This window comes from Marinomonas sp. NPDC078689, assembly GCF_044542435.1.
In the GTDB taxonomy this organism is placed as follows: Bacteria; Pseudomonadota; Gammaproteobacteria; order Pseudomonadales; family Marinomonadaceae; genus Marinomonas; species Marinomonas arenicola.
Genome location: NZ_JBITUJ010000003.1, coordinates 330,809 through 354,547, shown reverse-complemented (window position 1 = coordinate 354,547; position 23,739 = coordinate 330,809). Strand labels below are relative to the sequence as shown.

At 45.8% G+C, this 23,739-nt stretch carries 21 protein-coding genes; 14 read left to right on the top strand and 7 right to left on the bottom strand.

What is annotated here, in order from left to right; translation table 11 throughout:
• Nucleotides 1–9 precede the first annotated feature (9 nt).
• The 3 genes from ACIGBN_RS07885 to ACIGBN_RS07875 are packed head-to-tail and all read right to left on the bottom strand — an operon-like array spanning nt 10 to nt 2,720.
• Nucleotides 10–867 (bottom strand): ABC transporter permease, encoded by an 858-nt coding sequence (locus ACIGBN_RS07885; protein WP_207923389.1) that lies wholly within the window; start codon nt 865–867, stop codon nt 10–12.
• Between the two features lie 2 nt (nt 868–869).
• Entirely contained in the window at nt 870–1,679 is an 810-nt protein-coding gene (locus tag ACIGBN_RS07880; protein ID WP_133003497.1) for a taurine ABC transporter ATP-binding protein, read from the bottom strand.
• Nucleotides 1,680–1,703: 24 nt separating this feature from the next.
• Nucleotides 1,704–2,720 (bottom strand): ABC transporter substrate-binding protein, encoded by a 1,017-nt coding sequence (locus tag ACIGBN_RS07875; protein WP_396664659.1) that lies wholly within the window; start codon nt 2,718–2,720, stop codon nt 1,704–1,706.
• A gap of 550 nt (nt 2,721–3,270) precedes the next feature.
• On the opposite strand from ACIGBN_RS07875, the gene ACIGBN_RS07870 reads away from it, so the two are divergent.
• The 7 genes from ACIGBN_RS07870 (at nt 3,271) to ACIGBN_RS07840 (ending at nt 12,121) form a co-directional block, all read left to right on the top strand.
• The gene (locus ACIGBN_RS07870; protein WP_133003498.1) at nt 3,271–4,923 is read left to right on the top strand and encodes an electron transfer flavoprotein-ubiquinone oxidoreductase; all 1,653 of its coding nucleotides are present in this window, start codon (nt 3,271–3,273) and stop codon (nt 4,921–4,923) included.
• A 280-nt stretch (nt 4,924–5,203) separates the two neighbouring features.
• Nucleotides 5,204–5,950, top strand: a complete 747-nt coding sequence (locus tag ACIGBN_RS07865) for an electron transfer flavoprotein subunit beta/FixA family protein (RefSeq protein WP_133003499.1) — start codon at nt 5,204–5,206, stop codon at nt 5,948–5,950.
• Entirely contained in the window at nt 5,950–6,897 is a 948-nt protein-coding gene (locus tag ACIGBN_RS07860) for an electron transfer flavoprotein subunit alpha/FixB family protein (RefSeq protein ID WP_133003500.1), read from the top strand. The genes ACIGBN_RS07865 and ACIGBN_RS07860 overlap by 1 nt, the downstream gene beginning before the upstream one ends.
• Before the next feature lie 58 nt (nt 6,898–6,955).
• Nucleotides 6,956–7,813, top strand: a complete 858-nt coding sequence (gene purU / locus ACIGBN_RS07855) for a formyltetrahydrofolate deformylase (protein WP_396664656.1) — start codon at nt 6,956–6,958, stop codon at nt 7,811–7,813.
• A 52-nt stretch (nt 7,814–7,865) separates the two neighbouring features.
• Nucleotides 7,866–10,319, top strand: coding sequence for an FAD-dependent oxidoreductase (locus tag ACIGBN_RS07850; protein ID WP_396664654.1), 2,454 nt, complete (start codon nt 7,866–7,868; stop codon nt 10,317–10,319).
• 83 nt (nt 10,320–10,402) lie between these two features.
• Complete coding sequence (locus ACIGBN_RS07845; protein WP_396664652.1) at nt 10,403–11,245, top strand: tetrahydrofolate dehydrogenase/cyclohydrolase catalytic domain-containing protein; 843 nt, start codon at nt 10,403–10,405, stop codon at nt 11,243–11,245.
• Between the two features lie 285 nt (nt 11,246–11,530).
• Nucleotides 11,531–12,121, top strand: coding sequence for a helix-turn-helix domain-containing protein (locus ACIGBN_RS07840; protein WP_133003503.1), 591 nt, complete (start codon nt 11,531–11,533; stop codon nt 12,119–12,121).
• A 177-nt stretch (nt 12,122–12,298) separates the two neighbouring features.
• Here the strand turns inward: ACIGBN_RS07840 and ACIGBN_RS07835 are convergent, their stop codons facing one another.
• Nucleotides 12,299–14,728, bottom strand: a complete 2,430-nt coding sequence (locus ACIGBN_RS07835) for an FAD-dependent oxidoreductase (RefSeq protein WP_396664650.1) — start codon at nt 14,726–14,728, stop codon at nt 12,299–12,301.
• Between the two features lie 138 nt (nt 14,729–14,866).
• Here ACIGBN_RS07835 and ACIGBN_RS07830 point away from each other — a divergent pair, with 138 nt between their 5' ends.
• The 7 genes from ACIGBN_RS07830 (at nt 14,867) to ACIGBN_RS07800 (ending at nt 21,810) form a co-directional block, all read left to right on the top strand.
• The gene (locus ACIGBN_RS07830; RefSeq protein ID WP_396664648.1) at nt 14,867–15,763 is read left to right on the top strand and encodes a LysR family transcriptional regulator; all 897 of its coding nucleotides are present in this window, start codon (nt 14,867–14,869) and stop codon (nt 15,761–15,763) included.
• 18 nt (nt 15,764–15,781) lie between these two features.
• Nucleotides 15,782–16,699: a LysR substrate-binding domain-containing protein gene (locus ACIGBN_RS07825; protein ID WP_396664646.1), complete on the top strand. Its 918-nt coding sequence runs from the start codon at nt 15,782–15,784 to the stop codon at nt 16,697–16,699.
• A 581-nt stretch (nt 16,700–17,280) separates the two neighbouring features.
• Nucleotides 17,281–18,057 carry an ETEC_3214 domain-containing protein gene (locus ACIGBN_RS07820; RefSeq protein WP_396664644.1) on the top strand — a complete coding sequence of 259 codons (777 nt, stop codon included), beginning with the start codon at nt 17,281–17,283 and terminating at the stop codon, nt 18,055–18,057.
• Complete coding sequence (locus ACIGBN_RS07815) at nt 18,054–18,989, top strand: LPP20 family lipoprotein (RefSeq protein WP_133003508.1); 936 nt, start codon at nt 18,054–18,056, stop codon at nt 18,987–18,989. Before ACIGBN_RS07820 ends, ACIGBN_RS07815 begins: the two co-directional genes overlap by 4 nt.
• Nucleotides 18,990–19,004: 15 nt before the next feature.
• On the top strand, nt 19,005–20,045 hold the full coding sequence (locus tag ACIGBN_RS07810; protein WP_396664642.1) for a hypothetical protein: 1,041 nt from the start codon (nt 19,005–19,007) through the stop codon (nt 20,043–20,045).
• A gap of 14 nt (nt 20,046–20,059) precedes the next feature.
• Nucleotides 20,060–20,635 carry an LPP20 family lipoprotein gene (locus tag ACIGBN_RS07805; protein WP_396664640.1) on the top strand — a complete coding sequence of 192 codons (576 nt, stop codon included), beginning with the start codon at nt 20,060–20,062 and terminating at the stop codon, nt 20,633–20,635.
• A 77-nt stretch (nt 20,636–20,712) separates the two neighbouring features.
• A complete protein-coding gene (locus ACIGBN_RS07800; RefSeq protein ID WP_396664638.1) occupies nt 20,713–21,810 on the top strand; it encodes a transglycosylase SLT domain-containing protein in 1,098 nt (365 codons plus the stop codon).
• A gap of 286 nt (nt 21,811–22,096) precedes the next feature.
• Here the strand turns inward: ACIGBN_RS07800 and ACIGBN_RS07795 are convergent, their stop codons facing one another.
• The 3 genes from ACIGBN_RS07795 to ACIGBN_RS07785 all read right to left on the bottom strand — a co-directional run bounded on the left by ACIGBN_RS07795 (nt 22,097) and on the right by ACIGBN_RS07785 (nt 23,713).
• Complete coding sequence (locus tag ACIGBN_RS07795; protein ID WP_396664636.1) at nt 22,097–22,729, bottom strand: OmpA family protein; 633 nt, start codon at nt 22,727–22,729, stop codon at nt 22,097–22,099.
• A 103-nt stretch (nt 22,730–22,832) separates the two neighbouring features.
• Nucleotides 22,833–23,255: a VOC family protein gene (locus ACIGBN_RS07790; RefSeq protein WP_396664634.1), complete on the bottom strand. Its 423-nt coding sequence runs from the start codon at nt 23,253–23,255 to the stop codon at nt 22,833–22,835.
• A gap of 89 nt (nt 23,256–23,344) precedes the next feature.
• Nucleotides 23,345–23,713 (bottom strand): hypothetical protein, encoded by a 369-nt coding sequence (locus ACIGBN_RS07785; RefSeq protein ID WP_396664632.1) that lies wholly within the window; start codon nt 23,711–23,713, stop codon nt 23,345–23,347.
• Nucleotides 23,714–23,739: the final 26 nt, after the last annotated feature.

Sequence of the window (23,739 nt, the reverse complement as noted above, 5' to 3'; positions counted from 1 at the left end):
CAGTAGAGATTAGGACTTGCCTTTCCAAGGGATTAATTTGGCTTCGATTTTACGCATGATGATGTCGATGCTGTAACCAATCAAGCCGACAATAATAACGCCCAATACGACAATGTCGGTGGCTAAAAATTTACTCGCCACCATGATCATATAACCTACCCCTGAATTCGCGGCTACCAGCTCAGCGGCCACTACGGTTCCCCAACAAACCCCCATGGCAACGCGCATACCTGTAAAGATCTCCGGCAAAGAGTTAGGTAGGATAACGTGCTGTAAGATTTGTCTTTTGTTAGCGCCTAACGAGTGGGCCGCATGGATCTTATTCAATTTGATGCTACTCACCCCAGCCCGTGCCGCGATGACCATGATCCACAGGGCTGCAAAGAAAATTAGCAAAATCTTTGAGCGCTCACCAATACCAGACCAAATGATGACCAACGGGATAAACGCAAGCGGGGGAATAGGGCGGAAAAATTCGACAATGGGGTCAAACCAGCCACGCACTTTTTCAGATAAACCCATGGCAAAGCCTAGGGGAATACCCACAAGACACCCTAGGCTAAAGCCAACTAGGATGCGATAAAGGCTCGCCCAAATATGCTCCCATAAGGTAAAACCGCGGTAGCCGTCTTGGGAAATGGTGATGAATTGTTGCCATACGGTACTCGGTGCAGGCCAAAAAATCGGATTGATAAAGCCTAATGTGCTACCAAAGTGCCACACAACGGCGAGGCTAAAAACAGAAATGATGCTCCAGAAACGGCCTTTTCCAATGGCTTCGGTATCGCCAAAGGTCGTGGTTTTTTGCTTGTTAATACCTGATTTACTCATGCCTGAGTAGTGTTTGAATGATTCAAGTAAGGACATGTTCATATTCCAACCGCCTGATTATTTCCCATAATTTCTTCTTCCATTCCCCATATCATCGATAAGACTTCTTCTCGCTTGGCGATGAATTCCGCCGAGGTTTTGACCTCTCTAGGGTCTTTTGTGAGGCCCTCTTCGGCAAAGGGCAAACGGTACTCTTGTTTGATTCGTCCAGGTCTTGGTGCCATAACAAATAGACGTTCACCTAAGAACAAGGCTTCTTCGACGCTGTGGGTGATCAAAATAATGGTTTTACCGGTGTCTTTCCAAAGCTTAAGAACCAAGCTTTGCATCTTCTCTCGGGTTAAAGCGTCCAGCGCCCCAAGGGGTTCGTCCATTAAGATGATGTCAGGGTTGTTGGCTAGGCATCTGGCGAGTGCAACCCGCTGTTGCATACCCCCAGAAAGCTCATAAATGGCCTTGTCGCCAAAGTCTTGTAAGCCTACCGTGTCTAATAAATCGTCGACGATTTTACTGGTTTCTTCACTTGAGACTCCTGCCATTTTGGGACCAAAGGCAATGTTTTCAGCGACATTCATCCATTCGAATAATGCCCCTTGTTGAAATACCATGCCGCGATCAGGGCCAGAGTGCGTCAGTTTGGTAGTGCCATTTATGACCGCCCCAGAGGTGGGTGCTAAAAAGCCCGCGATGATATTTAACAGCGTACTTTTACCGCACCCCGAAGGCCCTAGAATGGCGAGCAGCTCGCCTTGCTTAAGGTTAAAGCTTACGTCTTGTAAGGCTTCAACCCGATTGCCATTGGGCTCATCGAAGGTCATCGAAATGTGGTTTGCGTTCAATGCAGACATTATGAATACCTTATGTTGATTGGATTAGTTGACGTTTTTGAAGTAGCTGGCATCGATCGTTGCGCTGTAGTCATCCAAAGCGTTGGGGATTTGCTTTTGCTGGACAAAAAAGTCGGCAACTTCTTTAGTGAAGGTCTGCACACCGCCACCCATCCAATAGGGAGAAATTTGCTGCTCTTTAAGTGGGAAGGTGAAGAGATCGAGGATTTGATTCGAGTCTTGTAGTGATAAACCAGAGGCTTTCGCAATAATAGGCTGTTGCGCTTTCGGATCGTTTTTATAGGCGGTGTTGGCGTCGTTGGTGACTTTTAAAAACTCGGTGACTAAAGCGGGGTGTTGTTTGGCGAATTTATTGTTGGCAGAAATGACATCAAAGGATCGAATGCCAAAAGATTCTTGTTGTTGTGCGGTCATTAATACTTGGCCGTATTGCTTCATACGACGTAGAGCGCCGCCCCAACCACAAGCCATGGAAACATCGCCACGAGCCAGCGCGGCAGCGCCATCGGCTGGTGCCATGTCTAATAGATGAACCTTGTTACTGTCGACGTCTAACTGTTTCAGAGTTTTGAGCATTTTGTAATGGGAGACGGTGCCAAAGGGAACCGCGATGTTTTTGCCTTCCAGTTGTTTGGCATTGGCGGTGGTAATGTGGGCTTGTTTTCTGACCACGCAATTATCATTTTCAGCGTAAGAGACGGCGATTCCCACCATGGTAATAGGTAAGCCTTTGGAGACCGCAATGGTAAAAGGCACCAAACCTTGAGAGTAGGCTATGTCGACTCCCCCAGAGGCCATTGCAGCAGACATAGCAGTACCAGAATCAAAGGCGTGCCATTCGACTTTTACCCCCATTTCTTTGCTGTAGGTATCATTCACTTGAGCAACTTGATTGGCCGTTGGCCATTCTAAAAAATACCCAATGGAAACGGTGCTCGGCTTATCGTCGGCCAACGCTAGGCTAGCAGAAGTGGCGATGGTGCCCATTGCCAGAGTCCCTATCAGTGTTGAAACCATCTTTGTCATAACAACCTTTTTCATAACAACCTCATTAAAACTGTCTGTCTGTTTGTGTGAGCGTTGAATCAACGCGGCAATTATTCGCTTTGTGTTTTTGAATCATTTTGTGGCGACTGAAACAGGGCCATAAAAATGACTTAAATCGATACTGCCGTGTAAAAAATATCCCTACAAATGATTAAAACTGCGTATCCGTTAGAAAAACTAACACTAAAACTGCGTGCTTTTTGTGCAGGTTTGGTGTCTTGCTGCCACATCCTTGCGCATAGGTTAGCTAGAGGGGGTGGAAGCCTTAGGCTGAGTATTTTTTGTTGGATTAAGTGTCAATTAATGGCTTTGTTTTGGTGCAAGCAATAACACTCAGCTCTGTCTGCTTGATTGGCAAAAAGAGGAAATTAGCGTAAAAAAAACAGAATAAAGTGCGTTAATGTTCCTTTGCCAAGGTTCATAAGCTAGATGAGAGGGAAGTATAATTTCGTATAAATGAAATTTTGTGTTGTATTTTCATTTTCTGTGTGTAATTTTCCTGTTAACTTTTTCTATATGTGCAGTTTGATGATTAGGGGTAAATATGACACGCGAAAGTATGGAGTTTGATGTCGTTATTGTCGGGGCAGGACCGGCTGGATTATCGACGGCTTGTCGTTTAATGCAACAAGCGAATAACGCAGGCGAAGAGTTAATGGTGTGCGTGGTTGAAAAGGGTGCGGAAGTGGGGGCGCACATTTTATCTGGCGCGGTCGTTGAGCCAAGAGCGCTTGATGAATTGTTTCCAGACTGGCAAGCGTTAGGTGCGCCATTGACCGTTCCTGTGGTGGAGGACCAAATTTATTATCTAAACAGTGCTAAGAAATCGATCAAAATCCCCAATGCCTTAGCGCCTAAGCCGATGCATAACCATGGTAACTATGTTGCCAGTGTGGGAAACCTTTGTCGTTGGTTGGCAGAGCAAGCGGAGCAATTGGGGGTGGAGATATTTCCAGGCTTTGCGGCGGCGCATATTATCTATGATGAAGAAAGCGGTCGTGTGGCGGGGATTGGCACCGGCGATATGGGGGTTGATGCGGATGGAAACGCAAAGGATAACTACATGGCGGGCATGGATTTGCTGGCCAAATACACGGTATTTACAGAAGGGTGCCGTGGGCATCTAGGCAAAGAGCTGATTAATAAGTTTGCGTTAGATGAAGGTAAAGACCCTCAGCATTATGGTCTCGGAATTAAAGAATTATGGGAAATCGATGAGAGTTTGCATCAGCCTGGATTGGTGTTACATGGGGCCGGCTGGCCGCTGAGTGAATCGAACTCCACAGGCGGTTTCTTTTTATATCATGGGGATAATAACCAAGTAGTGGTTGGTTTGATTACCGATTTAAATTACAGCAACCCGAATTTAAGCCCTTACGATGAATTTCAGCGTATGAAACATCATCCTTTGATTGCTCAATATTTATCGGGAGCCAAACGTTTGTCTTACGGGGCGAGAGCCATTGCCAAAGGAGGCTTGAATTCCTTGCCTAACATGACCATGCCGGGGGCTTTGTTACTGGGGTGTGATGCAGGAACCTTGAATTTCTCTAAAATTAAAGGCACTCACACTGCCATGAAATCCGGCATGTTGGCCGCAGAAGTGCTGTTTCCTGAGCTGATGAAAAAAGACCAAGGAGGGCATGATCTTGTTCAGTACCATGAGCATTTCAAACAGTCTTGGTTATACGATGAACTGTATAAAGGGCGGAACTTTGGTTCTGCGTTACACAAATACGGCACCTTTGTCGGCGGTATGTTGAACGTCATTGACCAAAACATCATGCGCTTGCCGTTTACTTTGCGCGATCAAAAGCCCGATTATTTGTGTCTAAAGCCCGCCAGTGAATGCGCGGATATTCAGTATCCTAAACCGGATGGCAGACTGAGCTTTGATAAAAGTTCGTCGGTCTTCTTGTCGAATACCAATCATGAAGAGAACCAACCTTGCCACTTACATTTAAAAGATCTGTCGGTGCCTGTGCTGCATAACTTGCCGACCTTTAATGAGCCAGCTCAACGCTTTTGTCCTGCCGGTGTTTATGAGGTGCTGGAGAACGAGGACGGTAGCCCACGTTTCCAAATCAATGCGCAGAATTGTGTGCATTGTAAAACCTGCGACATTAAAGATCCGGCGCAGAACATTACCTGGCGAGTGCCTGAAGGGGGTGGTGGACCGAATTATCCGAACATGTAATTGCGTGCGATAAGACAACTTATATCACGGATGAAATCTGCTCTTTGCTTTCATTGGCTGGCGTTTCTTGCGAGCCAATGAAGGTGCCACCTTGTTTGCCTTCCTTTTTACACCGCTTTAATGCGGCTGTTACTCCCTGTTTTTCAGTATTTTTGCCTTGCCTAAGATTTATTCAATAAAACTATTGACATAAAAAATGAGATAAACAATCATATAAATGAAATTATTAAAGTAAATTTCATTTATATGATTTTTGTTTTCTTCTTTGTTGGAGCGAAAAATGAAAGTGCTAGTCGCCGTTAAACGAGTTGTGGATGCCAATGTTCAAATTCGAGTGAAGTCAGATAATTCTGGCGTTGATGTGTCGAATGTCAAAATGTCGATTAACCCTTTCTGCGAAATCGCGGTGGAAGAGGCGGTTCGATTAAAAGAATCTGGTGTGGCTGAAGAAGTGATTGTGGTAAGCGTGGGAGATGATGCTTGCCAAGAGCAATTGAGAACCGCGCTTGCGCTAGGGGCTGATCGTGCTATTCAAGTGAAAGCAGAGTCGGAGCTTCAGCCTTTGGCCATCGCGAAGTTGCTCAGCAAGATTGTCGAGCGTGAAGAGGTTTCTCTCGCTATTTTAGGTAAGCAATCTATCGATGGGGATAACAATCAGACGGGCCAGATGTTGGCGGCGTTGGCAGGTATGTCCCAAGGTACCTTTGCGTCTAGCTTAGAGATCAAAGACGGCGAGGCGATTGTGACTCGTGAAATCGATGGCGGGCTGCAAAAAGTTGCGTTGAAATTACCAAGCTTGATCACCACGGATTTGCGCCTCAATGAGCCACGTTTTGCCTCATTGCCCAACATTATGAAAGCCAAACGTAAGCCACTGGTACAGATCACGCCAGAAGAGTTGGCTGTGGATATTTCCCCAAGACTGACCACCTTAGAAATCAATACTCCTGCTGCCCGCGCGGTAGGCGAACGAGTGGCAAATGTGGCTGAGCTTGTCGAGAAGTTAAAAGTGGAAGGAGTATTGTAATGACTATTTTAGTAATCGCAGAACACAACAATCAAACATTGGCGCTAGCAACAGGCAATACTCTAGCGGCAGCGCAAGCACTGGCTAGTAAAACCGGTAGCGAAGTGGCTTTGCTGGTGGCGGGAGAAGATTGCCAAAGTGTCGTTGAAGAAGCGGCGAGTACGCAAGGGGTTGCCAAAGTATGGGTGGCCAATTGCGCGGCGTTAAAACAACAGCTTGCTGAAAATCTAGCGCCTCTCGTAGTTGATCTAGTGGCCGAAAAGGGCATCAGTCATGTGCTAGTTTCTTCCACAGCAGCGGGTAAGAACATTGCACCACGCCTTGCAGCACTACTCGATGTTGCGCAAATTTCCGACCTAATAGAAGTGATTGATGCTGATACCTTTGTGCGTCCAATTTACGCAGGCAATGCCTTAGCCACGATCAAAAGTAGCGATGCGGTAAAAGTTCTGACGGTACGCAGTACGGCGTTTGAGGCCATTGAATTTAGTGGAGGCGATGCGCTTATAGAGTCTCTGTCAGACGCGGTTGACCAAGGGTTGTCGCGTTTTATTAGTGAAGAGGTGGTGGCGTCAGATCGACCTGAATTGACCTCTGCTAAGGTGATTATTTCAGGCGGTCGAGGCATGAAAAATGGCGACAACTTTGTGCTGCTGGAAAAGGTGGCTGACAAAATTGGCGCGGCCGTTGGGGCATCCCGTGCGGCGGTAGACGCAGGTTTTGTCTCGAATGACATGCAGGTGGGTCAAACGGGCAAAATTGTCGCACCGGATTTGTACATTGCAGTGGGCATTTCAGGCGCGATCCAGCATCTGGCCGGTATGAAAGATTCTAAAATCATTGTGGCCATCAATACAGATGAAGAAGCGCCTATTTTTAATGTCGCTGATTACGGCTTGCAAGCGGACCTTTTTGACGTATTGCCAGAATTGGAAGCCGCCCTTTAATTACTTAACTTATTAGCAATTGGGGCATTTTAACAATGCCCGATTCGGAGAGCATGAGATGTCGGACCGCACCTATCGTATTGTTTTAGATTGTCCTGATCGTATTGGTATTGTGACACGCGTTGGTGAGGTGATTACCAACAATGGCGGCTGGATTAAAGAAGCAGCTCACTATTCAGACGAAGAAAACAATTGGTTTTTCTCTCGCTTTGAAATTAAAGCAGAGTCACTGTCGTTTAGTGCGGAAGTGTTAGCGCAAAAATTTGCTAGCTTGCAAGAAGAGTTCAGTATGAATTTGCAGGTACTTGATACCAGCCGTCCTAAAAAAGTGGTGTTGATGGCGAGTAAAGGCAGCCATTGTTTGTCTGATTTGCTAGACCGCTGGAAAAGTGGTGATTTGGAATGTGATATTCCTTGTGTGATATCCAATCACGAAGACATGCGTAGCATGGTTGAGTGGTACGGCATTCCGTATTTTTGTGTGCCGATTGACCCTAGCAATAAATCCGTTGGGTTTGCTGAAGTGGAGCGTTTGGTGGCCGAACAGGAAGCCGATTGTGTGGTGCTGGCGCGTTACATGCAAATTCTGCCGCCTTCCTTATGTCAGACTTTGAAGCACAAAGTGATCAATATTCATCACAGCTTCCTGCCTTCTTTTATTGGTGCTAAGCCCTACCATCAAGCCGCTGAACGTGGCGTGAAGTTGATTGGGGCTACCTGCCATTATGTGACAGAAGACCTTGATGAAGGGCCGATTATTGACCAGGACGTGGTTCGTGTGAAGCACAGTGACAAGGTTGAAGAACTAGTGCGACGGGGTAAAGACGTTGAGAAAGTTGTCTTGGCGCGGGGTTTGCGTGCGCATTTAGAAGATCGAGTGTTAGTGCGTGGTAACAAGACCGTAGTATTCAACTAAGTGAATGGATTTATGAAGCGCTTTATCGACAGGGTAAGGCGCTTGGAGAAAGATGATGACAAAAACACTACCTAGTTCAGCTCAAGTTGTGATCGTTGGCGGCGGCGTTATCGGTTGCAGCGTGGCATACCATTTAACCAAGCTGGGTTTTACCGATGTGGTACTGCTCGAAAGAAGGCAACTTACCTGTGGCACTACTTGGCATGCGGCGGGCTTGGTGCCGACGTTACGTGCTACATACAATATGTCGATGCTGGCGAATTACAGCGCGACCTTGTATGAACAGTTACAAGCGGAAACAGGCCAAGGAACTGGGTTTGTTCGTAATGGCTCTTTGACGATAGCGACCAATAAAGAGCGCCTTGCAGAACTGAAGCGCGGCGCTTCTATGGCTAAGGTTGCAGGCTTTCCGTGTGATGTGATTTCTCCAGATGAAGCCAAAGCGCTATGGCCACTGATGAATGTGGACGATGTGATTGGTGCAATTCATTTACCTATGGATGGTATGGCAAGCCCTGTTGATGTTACGCAAGCATTGGCCAAAGGCGCGCGCCAAGGTGGTGCCAAGATTATTGAAGGCGTTAAAGTCTTAGATATGAAGGTCAAAGACGGTAAAGCGGTGGGTGTGATTACCGAACAAGGCGATATAGACGCAGAATATGTCGTGAATTGTTCAGGCATGTGGGCTCGAGAATTTGGTAAAAAAGCCGGTGTTAATGTGCCACTGCATGCGGCGGAACACTTTTATGTGGTCACAGAAAACATGCCTGATTTGCAGCGTGGCTTGCCGACGATGCGAGACATGGATGGCTATTGCTATTACAAAGAAGACGCAGGCAAGTTATTGGTGGGCATGTTTGAGCCAAATGCGAAGCCTTGGGGGATGGAAGGCATTCCAGAAAACTTTTTCTTTGATCAATTGCCAGAAGATTTTGATCATTTAGAACCCTATTTAGAAGCGGCCATGCACCGTTTACCCATTCTTGAAAAAACCGGTTTGCAGGTGTTTTTTAATGGCCCTGAATCCTTCACGCCAGACGATCGTTATCATCTTGGTGAGGCGCCAGAGGTGCGTAACTATTTCGTCGCCGCTGGGTTCAACTCGGTGGGCATTCAGTCCGCCGGTGGTGCGGGTAAAATGTTGGCAGAATGGATTCATAAAGGGCATGCGCCACAAGATTTATGGGACGTGGACATTCGTCGAAACATGCCTTTTCAAGGCACTCAGAAGTACTTACAAGAGCGTACCACAGAGTCTTTGGGGCTCTTGTATGAAACCCATTATCCCTTCAAACAGTTTAAAACGGCACGTGGTGTTAGACGCTCAGTATTGCATGAGCAACTAAAAGCACAGGGTGCGGTATTTGGCAGTGAAAATGGCTGGGAGCGCGCTAACTGGTTTGCCAAAGAAGGCCAAAAAGCCGAGTACGAATACTCTTTTGGTCGTCAGAACTGGTTTGATAACAACAAAGAAGAGCATCATACCGTCAGAACGTCAGTGGGGGTTATTGATCAGAGTTCTTTTTGTAAATATAAGATTGAAGGCCCGGACGCTGAGGCGTTTCTCAACCGTATTTGTTGCAACAATGTGTCGGTTGCCGTGGGCAAAATGGTTTACACCCAATGGCTAAATGAGCGTGGTGGGATTGAAGCGGATGTGACGGTAACGCGCTTAGCCGATGATCAGTATTTGGTGGTCTCTGGAGTCGCTTGTCAAACCCGTGATTTGGATTGGCTACGCCGTCATAAACAGGTCGATACCGCGGTGGTTATCACAGATATGACCTCAGCGTATGCGGTAGTCACTGTAATGGGGCCTAAGTCCCGTGACACTCTTGCTAAATTGACCAAGGCCGATTTATCCCATGAAGGTTTCCCATTTGCCACGTCGCGGGAGATTGAGTTGGGTTATGCGATTGTGCGAGCGTCGCGTATTACGTATGTGGGTGAGCTGGGTTGGGAGTTGTATATTCCAACGGAGTTTGCGCCAAGCGTGTACGAGTTAGTGTTTGAAGCGGGTGCTGAGTTTGATATTCGTCCTTATGGCTACCATACGATGAACTCGTTGCGGATGGAAAAATGCTACCGCCATTGGGGCCACGATATCACAGACGAAGACACTGTGCTGGAAGCTGGCTTGGGCTTTACCTGTGATTTTGAAAAAGCAGGAGGCTTTATTGGCAAGGAAGCGGTGCTTGCGCAAAAAGCGCAGGGTCCTCTGAAAAAACGTTTTGTTGCCTTCTTATTTGATGATGCAGAGCCGCTTTGTTACCACGAAGAGCCGATTTATGCCGATGGTGTCATTGTTGGTCGGACCACGGCTGGTATGTTTGGTCATACGCTTGGGGCGACGGTAGCCATGGGCTATATCGAGTCAGAAGCGGGCGTGACAAAAGATTGGTTAGAAGCAACCAAGTTTGAAATTGAAGTGGAGTGTGTGCGTTATCAAGTGACACCTTCGCTGCGTTCTTTCTATGACCCAGCCATGGAAAATATTAAGCGCTAATAGTTGGCGCTTCTGAGAGCTGCTTGCAGCTCTTTGTTTTTTCTTTGATCGATAGAAGATCACTTAATAGACAGGAATAAATGATGGCGGCACTTATATTAGATGGTAAAGCATTAGCAAAGCACAGAGAGTCTCAATTGAAAAACGCGGTAGAGGTGCTCACCAAGGCCGGGGCGGAAGTGCCGACCTTAGCGACTATTTTAGTGGGGGGAGATCCAGCCTCTGCGACCTATGTTCAGATGAAGCAAAATGCTTGTCAGCGTGTGGGTATGGACTCGGTTAAAATTGAGATGCCAGAAGAGACTTCGACAGAGCAATTACTGGCGCAAATCCAGATATTAAACAAAGACCCTAAAATTTGCGGGATTCTATTGCAGCACCCGGTGCCAGCACAGATCGATGAAAGGGCCTGTTTTGATTCCATTGCCATTGAAAAAGATGTGGATGGCGTGACCACTCAAGGTTTTGGCTTGATGTCGATGGGCGAGTTGGCGTTTGGCTCAGCTACTCCTGCCGGTATTATGACCTTGTTGCATCATTACGATGTGCCTTTAGCAGGTAAACATGCGGTGGTAGTAGGGCGCAGTCCTATTTTAGGTAAGCCGATGGCAGCCATGCTGTTAAATGCCAATGCGACCGTCACTGTGTGCCATTCACGCACTGAAAATTTAGCGGCTCTGGTGGCTCAAGCAGACATTGTGATCGGAGCTGTGGGCCAGCCAGAATTGATTAAAGCTGAGTGGATTAAAGATGGCGCTGTGGTGGTGGACGCGGGTTATCACCCTGGTGGTATTGGTGACATAGATAAAACGGGTTTGGCCGAGCGAGCGATGGCGGTAACGCCGGTGCCAGGTGGTGTGGGTCCAATGACGATTAATGCCTTGATTAGTCAAACCCTAGAGTCTGCAAGGATAGCGGCACAATAGGGTGTAACCCATTGTACTTTATCCTTCTCAGTTATTTATAGTTCTCAGCACTTTTGTGCCGAGAATCGAGCCGCTATCGCAAGATAAGCGGCTTTGTTGTTGGTTAATAAACGATTGGAAAGGCATGTGCCTTACGTTTTTGAATGTTATCGGTTACTCTTATCTGCCTTTTATAAAGGTGGTTTTTTGTTTCGCTTTGTTCCGATTTGGCGAATGATCTTAACCGCTTGAATACGTTGCTTTGATTAGGAAAATGACTTTAAACACGGGCTAGTATGGGCTGTTATGACGAATAAAATACGCAATGATGCAGACGCTGAAAACCTAAGAATTGGCCGTCAAATACGTGATTTACGTAAAGCCAAGGGCATCACCTTGGTTGAAATGGCGGAGCGGATTCAGCGCTCTGTTGGCTATGTTAGCCAAGTTGAGCGGGGAGTGTCCGCGTTGCCAATCCCGATCCTACAGGCAATTTGCAAGGTACTGGATGTGCAAATGAGTTGGTTTTTCCATACGGATTTGGAGGCGCCTATCGAAGAAGTGAATCACATTGTGCGTGGTGACGCTCGACGTGGTTTGAACTTTGCAGGAACAGGCATTAGGGAAGAGCTGTTGTCGCCACGTCTATCAGGCCAATTACAGATGATTTTGACAACCTTTTCACCGGGCTCAGAAACGCAAGCACGGGAAAGAAAAGGTGAAGAAGGCGGTTTGTTACAAGCTGGCACGATCGAGCTTGGTATTGGCGAAAAGCGCTTCTTATTAAGTGCAGGGGACAGTTTTATTCTTACCGGAGACGAACCCCATTGGGTACGTAATCCATCAGACAGTGAAGACGCTGTGGTGGTATGGACCCTTACCGGTGGTGGTTATTAACGCCGGTTTGCTGGCTTTTTTGTCTCGCTAAGTTTTTCTTTGCGCTAAGTGTTAATAACACAAAAAAGAAAGGGTCATAAACTGTGTTTATGACCCTTTTATTTAGCGAATTTTATCTATCAGCAAGGGCTTGTTCTAATTACAGCCCTTGCAGATAGCCTTTACTGATGGAAGAGATCAGTCGTCTGATTTTAAACGCTCTGAATTGGCATCGTAAGGCGGCTTACTTAGGCAGCTGATCGGGTAGTGATCACCAAGGATTTTTACCGTTAAGGATTTATCTAGGTAGTCGCTTTGGATATAGGCAAGGGCTAGGCTTTTTTGGCAGCGATGGCCGTATCCACCTGAGCTGACTTGGCCTACGGCTTTGCCATCATGGTAAATAGGTTCCATGCCATTGGCGGCATCAAGGTCTGTTGAATGGACTTCAATCAGCATCATTTTTTGTTTAATACCGGCTTCTTTTTCAATGCTAAGGGCAGCTTTACCTTCAAATTCCCCTTTGCCCATTTTTACAAAGAAACTTAAGTTGGACTCGAGAATACTAAATTCAGTGTTGAGGTCGTGGCCCCACATTGAGTAGCCTTTTTCAAGACGCATGGAGTCCATGGCTCTAAGGCCAAAGTTACCAATGTTGAACGCTTTACCTGCCGCCATTAAAGCATCATAGAGGGCTGCTTGATGCTCAATAGGGTGATGCAACTCCCAGCCTAGTTCGCCGACAAAATTCATTCTGAGTGCTCTGGTGGGTACACCTGCGACTAGAATTTCTTGTCCAGTGAACCAAGGGAAAGCGGCATTGCTTAGGTCTGTCTCGGTCAATTGTTGCAATACTTTTCGTGCGTCTGGCCCAGCTAAAACCAAAGTGCCGTATTCACGTGTGATATTGTTGAGGCCAACAGAGCCATCTTTCGGTAAGCGAGTACGCAACCAATCTTCAATAAGCAGCTCGCCAGCAGCAGGCGCCATCATGTAATAGTGCCCATTCTCTAACTTGGTAATGGAGAACTCCCAAGCAATCCCGCCATCGTTAGTTAATGGGTGCGCGAGGGCAATATTGCCTGTTTGAGTTGGGATTCGGTTAGGAGAGAACGACTCTAACCAGGCATGAGCCCCGGATCCTGAAATTTCAAATTTTGTGAATGGCGACAGATCTAATACACCAACATGTTGCTGCACTAATTGGCACTCTGCAGCAACGGGCTCGAACCAATTGCCGCGGCGAAAACTGTGTTGTTCTTCTGCTTTACTGCCTTTAGGGGCAAACCAACTGGCACGCTCCCAGCCGAAATAGGCACCAAAGACGGCATTTTGCTCCGCTTGGCGCTGGTAGATTGGCGCTTGTTTTTGGCCGCGTTTTGCTGGACGCATGGCATATTCATTGGGAAAGCCCAACTGATATTCGTTGGCGTACACTTCGGTTCCTTTCGCCACTGTGTATTCGTGGGTTGCGTAGTCGCCAAAGCGACGGGGATCCAGCTCGAAAAGGTCCAGTTCTGGGTGGCCATCAACAATCCATTGCGCCATAAAGTGACCCGCGCCACCGCCTTGTACGATACCGAAGTTAAAGCCGGTACAGACAAAATAATTGTCATAGCCGTGCACTGGGCCAATCAAAGGGTGACCGTCTGGGGTGTAGGTAATAGGACCATTAACGGTGGTTTTAATTCCCGCATTAGCAACAATGCCAACTTGCTCCATGGCGGTACACATAATGTCTTCAATACGATCTAAAGATGGTTGCAATAATTCCTGGCCGAAGGCCGTTGGTACGCCATCTACCGCCCATGGAATGCCGTCTTTTTCATACGGACCTAAGATGAAGCCTTTGCCTTCTTGGCGTAAATAATAGGACACATCTGGGTCGCGAAGCATGGGTAACATGGTGTCACGGGCTTCTAATTCTGGCACATTGTCGGTCACAACAAATTGGTGTTCCATTGAGCAAACTGGCAGTCGATGACCAATCATTTCCGCGACTTCGTTACAGCGGAAGCCGGCTGCGTTGACGATTTTACCTGCGTCAATCACACCTTTTTCTGTGGTCACTGTCCAGCGACCATTGGCCTGTTGCTCGATCGATTTTACTGGGTTATTACGCACAATAGTGGCACCCGCGGCTCGAGCGCCAGCCGCCATGGCGTTGGTGACGCTGGTTGGGTCTATGTGACCATCAGCAGGGTCCCATAGGCCGCCGACCAATCCAGTGGTATCTAGAAAAGGGAAAAGTTCTTGTAAGCGCTGATTGTCTACGATTTCTAGATCCAAGCCTGCAAGGTCAGACATGGCTGCAACTCGTTGGAATTCATCCATGCGATCTTGAGTGTGAGCGAGACGAATGGCTCCCGTTTGGTGATGGTCAACTTGCTGGCCAGTTTCTTCTTGCAAACGACTATAAAGATCAATGCTGTATTGCTGTAATTTCATGATGTTGTAGCTGTTACTGAAATGCGGCAAGTTACCCGCAGCGTGCCAGGTCGACCCTGATGTAAGCTCTAGTTTTTCCGTCAGCATAACATCGCTTAACCCCATTTTTGTTAGATGGTATAGGGTGCTTACGCCCGCAATACCACCGCCAATAATAAGAACGTCAGTTGTACTTTTCATAGTCTCTATTCTCATGTTGAGGCTCACAAATTGGAGCTTGTGTGTTGGGATAGACTGATGCTATAAAACGGTTAGCATTACTACAAACGATAAAATTTGTGATTTTAGATAAGCTAAGCTTATTTGAAGTGAGGGATTATGCAGAAAGGGTTAACCAACAATATACAGTTGAATTGGCTGCGAACATTTGAGGCAGCAGCACGCCAGTTAAGTTTCACCTTGGCGGCGGAAGAGTTGAATATGAGCCAGTCTGCTGTGAGCCAACAGATTCAACTGTTGGAGCATCATTTGGCACAAAAATTGTTTGTAAGGGCAAATCGTGCAATACAGTTGTCGGATGCTGGGCGGGCTTTTTTGCCTTTGGTGCAGGATTCCATGAGCCTATTAAATACTGGGGCCGCTCAGATTTTTAGCCCTGTTAATGCTTCTATGGTGGAAGTCAACGTTAATGAGTCTTTTGGTGTACTGTGGTTGGCCACGCACATGGCCAAATTTCATGCGATATACCCCCAAGTGACGGTTCGACAGCTAGGAACCAACTGGGAAAGTGATTTTGAGCGATCCACCACCGAGCTAGAAATTCGTTATGGCTCTGGGGATTGGTCTGGGTTCGACGCTTACCCTTTGATTACCCCCAATTTGCGCCCCTATTGCAGTACTGAAAATGCCAAGCGCCTCCGTAACCCTGAGGACTTGGCCTGTCTACCCTTGTTGGAAGTGATTGGCGCTAAGCAAGGTTGGGACAGTTGGTTAAGTCACGTGGGGTTATCCGCTTTGCTGGATTTACCGCGGCACTATACGGACAGCCATGCTTCTGCAGTCAGTATGGCGGCAAATGGATTTGGTATTTGCTTAATGTATGACGAAATGATGCAAGAGGGGGTCTTGGCACAACAGCTGGTAGCCCCTTTTATGGACAGTATTGAGACCAAAGGCAACTACTATTTGTGCTATCGAAAAGGCTTGCCTTTATCTACGGCGTCAACTGTGTTTTGTGATTGGTTACTCAGTGAATCTTGTTTTAGCCCTCAATAGAGCTTGGATATAGTCGATATGAAAAGACGATTACCTTCGTTAAATGCATTGCGTGCTTTTGAAGTTACCGCGCGTTTGTTGAGCTTTCAGCAGGCGGCCAATGAGCTGAATGTTACTCACTCGGCGATCAGTCATCAGATAAAGAAGCTGGAACAAGACTTAGGGGCGGAGCTTTTTGTACGCATGGGGCGGCGGGTGGCGTTAACAAACCTCGGTCAGCGTTATTATCAAGATGTGCACGATGCGTTACAAATCATAGAGCACAGTACGGAGGAAAATTTTGGTGAGCCTGATCAGGGTAAATTGGTTGTGCAGTTTTATATGGGGATTGCATCAAGATGGCTGGTGCCGCGCTTGGGCTTTTTCCGACAGCAATACCCAAGCTTGAACGTTGAATTGTTTAGCACCTATTTTAGTTGGGAATTTGAAAAAAGTACCGCCGATTTAGGTGTTATTTATAGTGAAGAAAAAGATCATAATTTATCGTATCAGTATTTATTTAAAGGCAGTTTGGTACCGGTATGCAGTCCGACTTTGTTTTCTAAGCAAGCTTGTTCTTCGTTAACTGAGCTATTAACTAAGCCATTGCTGCATGTTTCTGAATCCCCCAAAAATTTATCCTATTGGCTGCAGCAGCAAGGTGTGATGTCTCTCGACCAATTGGAGGTCAAAGAGGGGTATGATAACTATCAGTTGGTGTTAGAAGCCGCTATTGCTGGTCAGGGCATTGCTTTTGTCCCCGCCTTCTTCTGCTGTGGTGACATTGCAAGCGGCAAATTGGTCGTGCCATTGGAGCAGACCGTCCCCGAGATAGGATGTTGGTATCTTGTTTGTTCGGCCACCTCTAGAATCAATTCCAGAGCAAATTACTTTATAAGTTGGTTAAGTAAAATGATTGATCAAGATGTCGTATTGCAAAAATATCTGCAAGAGTAAATGCAATATATTGATGTTTTGATAAGCGTTTTGTTCTGATTGTTAATATTGTTATTTTCATTTTTTAAAGTGGTTGTTTGCTTTTCACTATGACCAAACAGTCTATTTTTTGTTCGGCGATTTCTTTGTGTATTATGAGTTTTCATTAAAATCTATTTGTATTTTTGAAAATGACGCTTATGAAATTTGATTTATATCAATAAAATAGGCGGCTTTCTTTTTCTTGGTTGTTTTTTTTTTAATCATTATTTCTCGAATTATGACGTTAGGTCATTTTTAAAATATTTGTTTTCTATTTTCTTTCAAATCTTACCAATCGGTTATATTTCTCAATTTGATCAAGTGTTTATCTTGGTGCATGTGTCTTTTTTCTTTAGTGAGACGGAATTTTTCATGAATTTTCATGCTTATTTTCTGGATGAAAAACGTACGATTTTTGTGTTCAAAGAAACTATGTAGTTTTTTTTTAGTAAAGAAAGCGTCATTCCTTCTGGATTTTTTCTACTTATTTGTTGATCTGTATGGCTTTTTTGTAGTTAAATGGCCTTTCTTTACAAAAGTAAACGGAATTTTTACAAAAGATGGACCAGCCAGTAGCTCAAAAGACGCCTATTTATAAGCGTATACAAGCCATTACCGTTTTAATTGCCTCTGTGATGATTTCTTTTGGATCATGGGGCGATACCAAAGAACTTCTTATTGAAATCTACGATAGCAGCATTAGTCACTTTACAAATAATGTAGAGTTTTCTCATCTTGAGAACGTTAAAGTCGGTGGTAATCTTGATTTTATCGAACAAACGTTTGGTATTGCGAAAGTCATAAAACCTTCCAAAACAGTTAAAGATCTTGAATATCGTTATTACACAGATCGTAAATATTTATTGGCTGTTGCCACACAAAAATCACGTATTGTTGCTTATCAAGTTGTCAGTTTACGTCGCTCTTTTGACCCTTCGTTGCCGTTTTCTGATTTCCAATTAGGTTCTTTTTTCTACTCTGATTATTCAAATGGTTTTGACGACTTTCGATTGGATAACGCCAACATAACTTACTACATGGAAGCGCATTCCTTAGGGCGTGCAGGGTTGTTTTTGAATCAATATTTCGCCTATGTGGGGTACGGTGCCGATTATTCTGAATTGGCGGACGCGGGCGTCGCGAGCAAAAAGGCCATCGCGGCATTGGATCAGGCCATTTTAGAGTCCAATGAAAAACAGATTAAGACAAGGCTGCAAGCGCTCAGACGTGAAGTGCGCCCTAATGTTTTTGTCGTAGGAGACATTGATGCATCTACCGCTGCCGACATGCTACTCACTCGTTATGAATACGCGGTTTATTTTAAGGATCAATTATGAGAGTTTTTGTCTTTTTCGCGCTCGGTTTATTGCTAACCGCTTGTCAGAGTATTAAGGAAACTACGCCGGATTGGTGGACCTCTCCAGTAGCGGACAGTGAGCAATGGATTTACGGCGCAGGGGAAGGGTATAACCTGACTCAAGCCAATCAACAGGCGTTAGCCAATGTCGCCGGAAAATTAAAAACTGAAATCAGTTCCTCTCTTTCTCATAGAACACAAGAAACCACGCAAGCGCTGGATGAATACGCTGACCGTCAGCTTAACTCCACCGTTGCAACGGTATCGCTTAGTCATTATGAAACGATCAAAACCGCCGTGCTAGACACCAAAACCCTGACCCTTGTTCGGGTGAATCGTGCGGCTTTGGCCAAAGAGTGGTTGCGCCAGTATAACGCCACGGCCAGTGATGTTCATGCGGTGATGGCCGACACTCGAGAAAATCGATTCCAGTGGTGGTTAAAAGCCAAAGCGCTGATTCCTGATGCTCGTTCTGCTGATCAGCTGGCTGTTTTATGGTCCGGCTTGATGAATCAAGAAAAAGCATCCCATCTTGAAGATCAGCTTAGTGCGGTGATCGATAAAAGAAAGCCAAGCGTAGAGCTGAAAGGCCCTGAATCCAGCATTAATCAGGCGATTAGAGCGAGCTTGTTGGATGACGGCTTGCGTCTAGGTCGATGCCGAGTTTGTGATGTCACCATTCGCTACAGCACTCAGTTCAGTAGTGACACCTTGTTTGGGCAAAGTGTGGTCAATATGACGTTTTTAGGATCGTTAACAGATCGTGACGGCGAGGTGTCTTCAGCTCGTTGGCAGGTAAGAGCTTCTTCTGCTTCAGGTGCATCAGTGGGGAAAAAAGCCACGCTGGTGTTGGCTGTACAGAAGCTAAAAAGAGAAGGTCTATGGAAGGCCTTCGGTATGGAAACTAACTAGGTAGAGTCCTTAACTATGTTCAAGAAAAAACTTTTTGTAATGGCCAGTGTAGTAGGCGCAATGGCGCTTGCAGGTTGTACTCCAGAATTGGCGAAAACTCAATTAACATCAGTCCCTATGGCTGAGCTTGCTCCAACCAAACAGCAATTAGCGGAACAGCTCAAAGGGCAAGGCAGCAAAATTATTGTAGCGCCTGTTGAGTACAGTACGCCTGATGGTAAGTTTTTTATTGGTGAAGTCTACGATGACCTTACTCAGCGTGTGATGAAATCAGGTAACACGGTAGTTGATCGCAAGTTGGCGCTAAAACTGAAAGACGAGCTTATTGCTGCTGAGAAATCTGGCAAGTTCCGTACTAGCGGACCGTCTGTTGCTGACGTTGCTCTGATGAGCAAAATTGTTACGCTGAACAGTAGTAAAAGTTTCCATAAAGCGCGCTCTTGGGTAGATGATAAGGGTGAACGTCATCGTGTTGAAGCTTACTGCAGCTTCTCTGCGAAAGCGAAAATGTACGTTCGTGCTTATAAAATGCCTTCCATGGAGTTGATTAATACGTACGAATACGATGGTTCAGAAAGCTTCAGTTCTGAAACTAATAATTCACGTTGCCCAGTGAGCGATTCTCAACTGCGCGGTTTATACAGCGAAACATTGGCTGAAGCGGTGAAATCTGGTTCTTTTCAAACCTTGAATGACCTAGCGCCAGAAGCGTATGTTATTGAGCGTCGCGATGAAGTGGGCAAGCCAGGCGAGAGTTCTTTGTTCCGCGTGACCATCAGTAAAAAACAAGGTGCAATAGAAGGCGCAACGGTTAACTTCTACCACAAAGAAAAACAAGTGACTCCTATTACTAATGAAACCCGCATCCAAGAAGTATTGATTGGTGAAGGTGAAGTGACGAAAAACGTTGATGCGACTGGTGCTTACGTTTACGTAGGCGATGAAGAAGTCATTAATAAAATCAAGATCGGTGATGTTGCTAAATTGTCTCATGGCAAATGTGACGTGAATGAAACAGAAGTTCTTGGTTCTTGTATTAAAATTCCTGGCTTATAAGTAGGTAGAGTTAAATGAAATTATTTAAAGTTGCGTTCATTGCGGCGTCTGTTAGTGCTATGGCCGGTTGCAGCATGATTCCTGATACGTTTTCAGATTGTTCATACCCAGACACACCAGGTGAGTCTGCACCTTCATGGATTTGCAGTCAGCCTGTTGAAGGTCTTGAGCTTCAAGCTGTAGGTTATTCTAAGAAAATGGCATCAGGCCCAGGCATGATGCGTGATGTTGCCGCGACAGAAGGTCGTGCTCGTCTAGCGGGTGAGTTCTCTACCGATGTTGCTAGTCGTATGGCTCGTGTTACCAAAGACAGTACGGTCAACGGTGAAAACACAAACTCTGACGTGTCAGAGCGAGTTCAAAAAACCTTGGCGGCGATGACATTGCAACGCGCTCGCGTTTATCGCACACAGTTTAGCCCTGCGGGTAACTTGTATTTGCTTGTTGGTCTAGATAAAGACGCTTACAACATGAATGTTGAATCTGTGGCTAAGTCGGCCATTGGTGAAGATTCTCCTGCGTTATACCAGAAGTTTTTAGCCGATGAAGCGGATAAGTCACTTGATGGCATCCAGAAAAATATGAACTGATCATCAGTTGATAAAAAAGGGGCTTCGGCCCCTTTTTTTAGGCTTGGGTTTTAGGTTTACATTTTAAGGTGTAAAAAATGAAAAAAATTTATCTTATATTACTTATGTTCGCAACCGCTTCTGCTCAGGCGCAAAGCTATGCAGAATGGAAGCAGAGTCGTCAAGAAGGCTATCAAGCCTATGCGCAAAGCTATCTGGCTCGCTATAAAGCCTATCAAGAAGAAGTGGTTAAGCAGTGGGGGGACTATGCCAAGTTGTCTAGTGCTCATGACTATATTTTGTATAAAAAAGACCTGCATCAGCGCGTGATTCTGGATTATCAGAACAATCAGATTCTGATTGAATCGTTGAATGGCAAAGATCTGGATGTAAAGCAGGTGTTGTCAGAGTTGGCTGGCACATCAGTAGGTGGTGCTTTGTCTAAGGATCCAGTGCTGCCAAACGTCAAGGTTCAGTCTGAAGCAGAAAGCTTATTGAAGACCATTGCAGGCTCCGATGATGTGACGTCTGTGATGGCGAAGGCAAGCATAGTGCAAGGTGATGGCGACGCCACCAGTAAGCGCATTCAGCAAGTACGGATCAGTTTGCCAGCGCAAAGTGTGGTGGATCGTGCTAAGCCGTTTTTCCCAGCGGCGACCAAAATGTCAGCGGAGTTTGATGTGGATCGCAGTTTGATCTTGGCGGTAACACAAACAGAGTCTAGCTTTAATCCGTTGGCTCAGTCGCCTATTCCGGCGTTTGGTTTAATGCAGATTGTGCCGGATTCAGCGGGCAAAGATGTCAATGTGCATATCAATAAAAAGGACAAAAGTCCGGACGTAGGCACCTTGTTTAAGCCGGATGAAAACATTCGTTTTGGTGCGGCGTATTTGCATATATTAGACAGTCGTTACTTGAAAGACATCAAGGATGACAGAAGTCGTTTGTATTGCACTATCGCAGCTTATAATACAGGTGCGGGCAACGTTGCGAGTGTGTTTCATCCAGATAACAAGCGTTCGTTGAGCGCTGCAGTTGAGGTGATTAATCAGCTTTCGCCTGATGAAGTGTACCAGCAGCTGATTGCAAAACTGCCGTACCAAGAAACCAGAACCTATTTAAAAAAGGTCAGTACTGCGCTGCAACAATATCAGCAGCTTGAGTCGGCGGAAGTGGCTAAGGCGCAATCGCTTTAACCAGTGCGCCTGCGATGGCGCAGGCGTGTTGCAAAAGCAGAATACGGTATAGAGCGAAAGCCTTTCTTAAATAAGAAAGCGTGGCAGCTTATACGGTGTTCTGCTTTTTTTGTTCTGAGTGCTTTGATTTATAGCGTAAGGAAGGTGTTAGCTTGCTGGCATAGGTGAATGATGCGGCATGGCTTTGGTTCTGTGTTGTGCTATGGGTTGTGTTCTAAAGAGAGGGGTAAAAAGAATGCTCTGCTACCAAGAGGTGGTAGCAGAGTAGGTGTTGTTACGAGTGGTGTTATTTGCGCAGTGTATAAAGGGCTGTGTTGTATTTTGTGTCCACGCTGTAGATTGTCCAGCGTTTTACATCTGCTGTCTGTTGGGCAAATACATTCGCCAGTACGCGTCGGTTGTTGGCGCGGCCTTGTGCGGTGTCGTTTGTCGCAATTGGGTTGCTTTCGCCGTAGCCAATCGCTTTAACGCGTTTTGGCGATACTCTAAAGCTATCGATTAACACATCGGCGATGGCTGTTGCGCGTTTTTGTGACAAGGCTTTGTTGATTGTTTCTGCACCGACGTTGTCAGTGTACCCTTCGATAATCACCTTGCTGCTTGGGTGATCTTTCAAGAAAGTAGCCAGTTTCATTACTTCTGGGTAAAACTTAGGTTTTACCACGGCTTTTCCTGAGTCGAATAAGATATTTAGATCAACGGTTAATACTTTCGATGACACTTTTGGGCAGCCATTAGTGTCAACTGCGTCCCCTAGTGGGGTGTTAGCGCAGTGGTCTCGAGCGTCGATTACGCCATCTTTATCGTGGTCGGAAAGTCCGGCTTTAATGTTGCTGTCGAAAAGGCTTTCCGCATGACTGGCACTGCTCAATAGCAATAGAAGGCTAACGGTGCATAGTGTTTTAAATGCTTTAATCATGATGAACTCCATGTAGTTCGTGTATGCGTTTAATATAACGTTGCCTCTTCCTTGAGGCTATGGAAGTTATGTAGCGTTTAGTGAGATTGTAATCTTTTGTAACTTACCAGCTACCAATATTTTCCATTGATGCCCACGGCTCAGCTTGTTCGAGGGACTCGCCTTTTTGTAGTAGTTCAATGGATATATTGTTTGGGTCCTTGACGAAAGCCATGTGTCCGTCGCGAGGTGGACGAAGAATGGTTACGCCAATGGATTGCAGTTTTTCGCAGACTTGATAAATGTTGTCGACTTCGTACGCTAGGTGGCCAAATTGGTCGCCCCCTGTATAAGTGCGATCATCCCAGTTATGGGTTAGCTCAACTTCAGGCTCTCCCGGTGCGGTTGCGTAGTAAATAAGAGAGAATTTGCCTTTTTCGCTGTCGTGTCTACGCGTCTGTACTAGACCCAATCCTTCGGTGTAAAAGGTGTGGCTTTCTTCAGGCTTGTCGGTTCTTATCATGGCGTGAAGGTAACGAATTGACATGGAAACTCCTTTAGATAATTTGTCTAACATCATGTTTCATATCTTAAATGGATCGAATGTAGATGCATACCGATACGACGAAATTTACATTATTCTTCCCAAACCCAGCGTAAAGGCTCACCAAAGTCATCGTAAATAATCTTCTTTTTCGGTTTTTTATGGGGTTTAACAGGGTAAGGGGAGGCGGGTTTACTGCCTTTGCGCTGCTGAATAGCCGCAACCACATGATTAAGTGGTGTGCGTTCTTTTCTTGGCTCGCTAAAGCCCATGTGTGCCGTGTTATACTTGCCGTCAACAAGACCGGATTCACCCATATTTACTTGCTGGATTTTCCCGTTGGCCTTGATGAATTCCTCTACTAAAGAATCTATTTCGTTTCGAGTGTCTTTTTTTGTGGTCTTTGGTTTGGTCATGGCGTAACTATAAGGTGTTGAATTGCCTCTCAAGAGGTTGGTCATAATTCATTCATACTAAACGTAAGAGG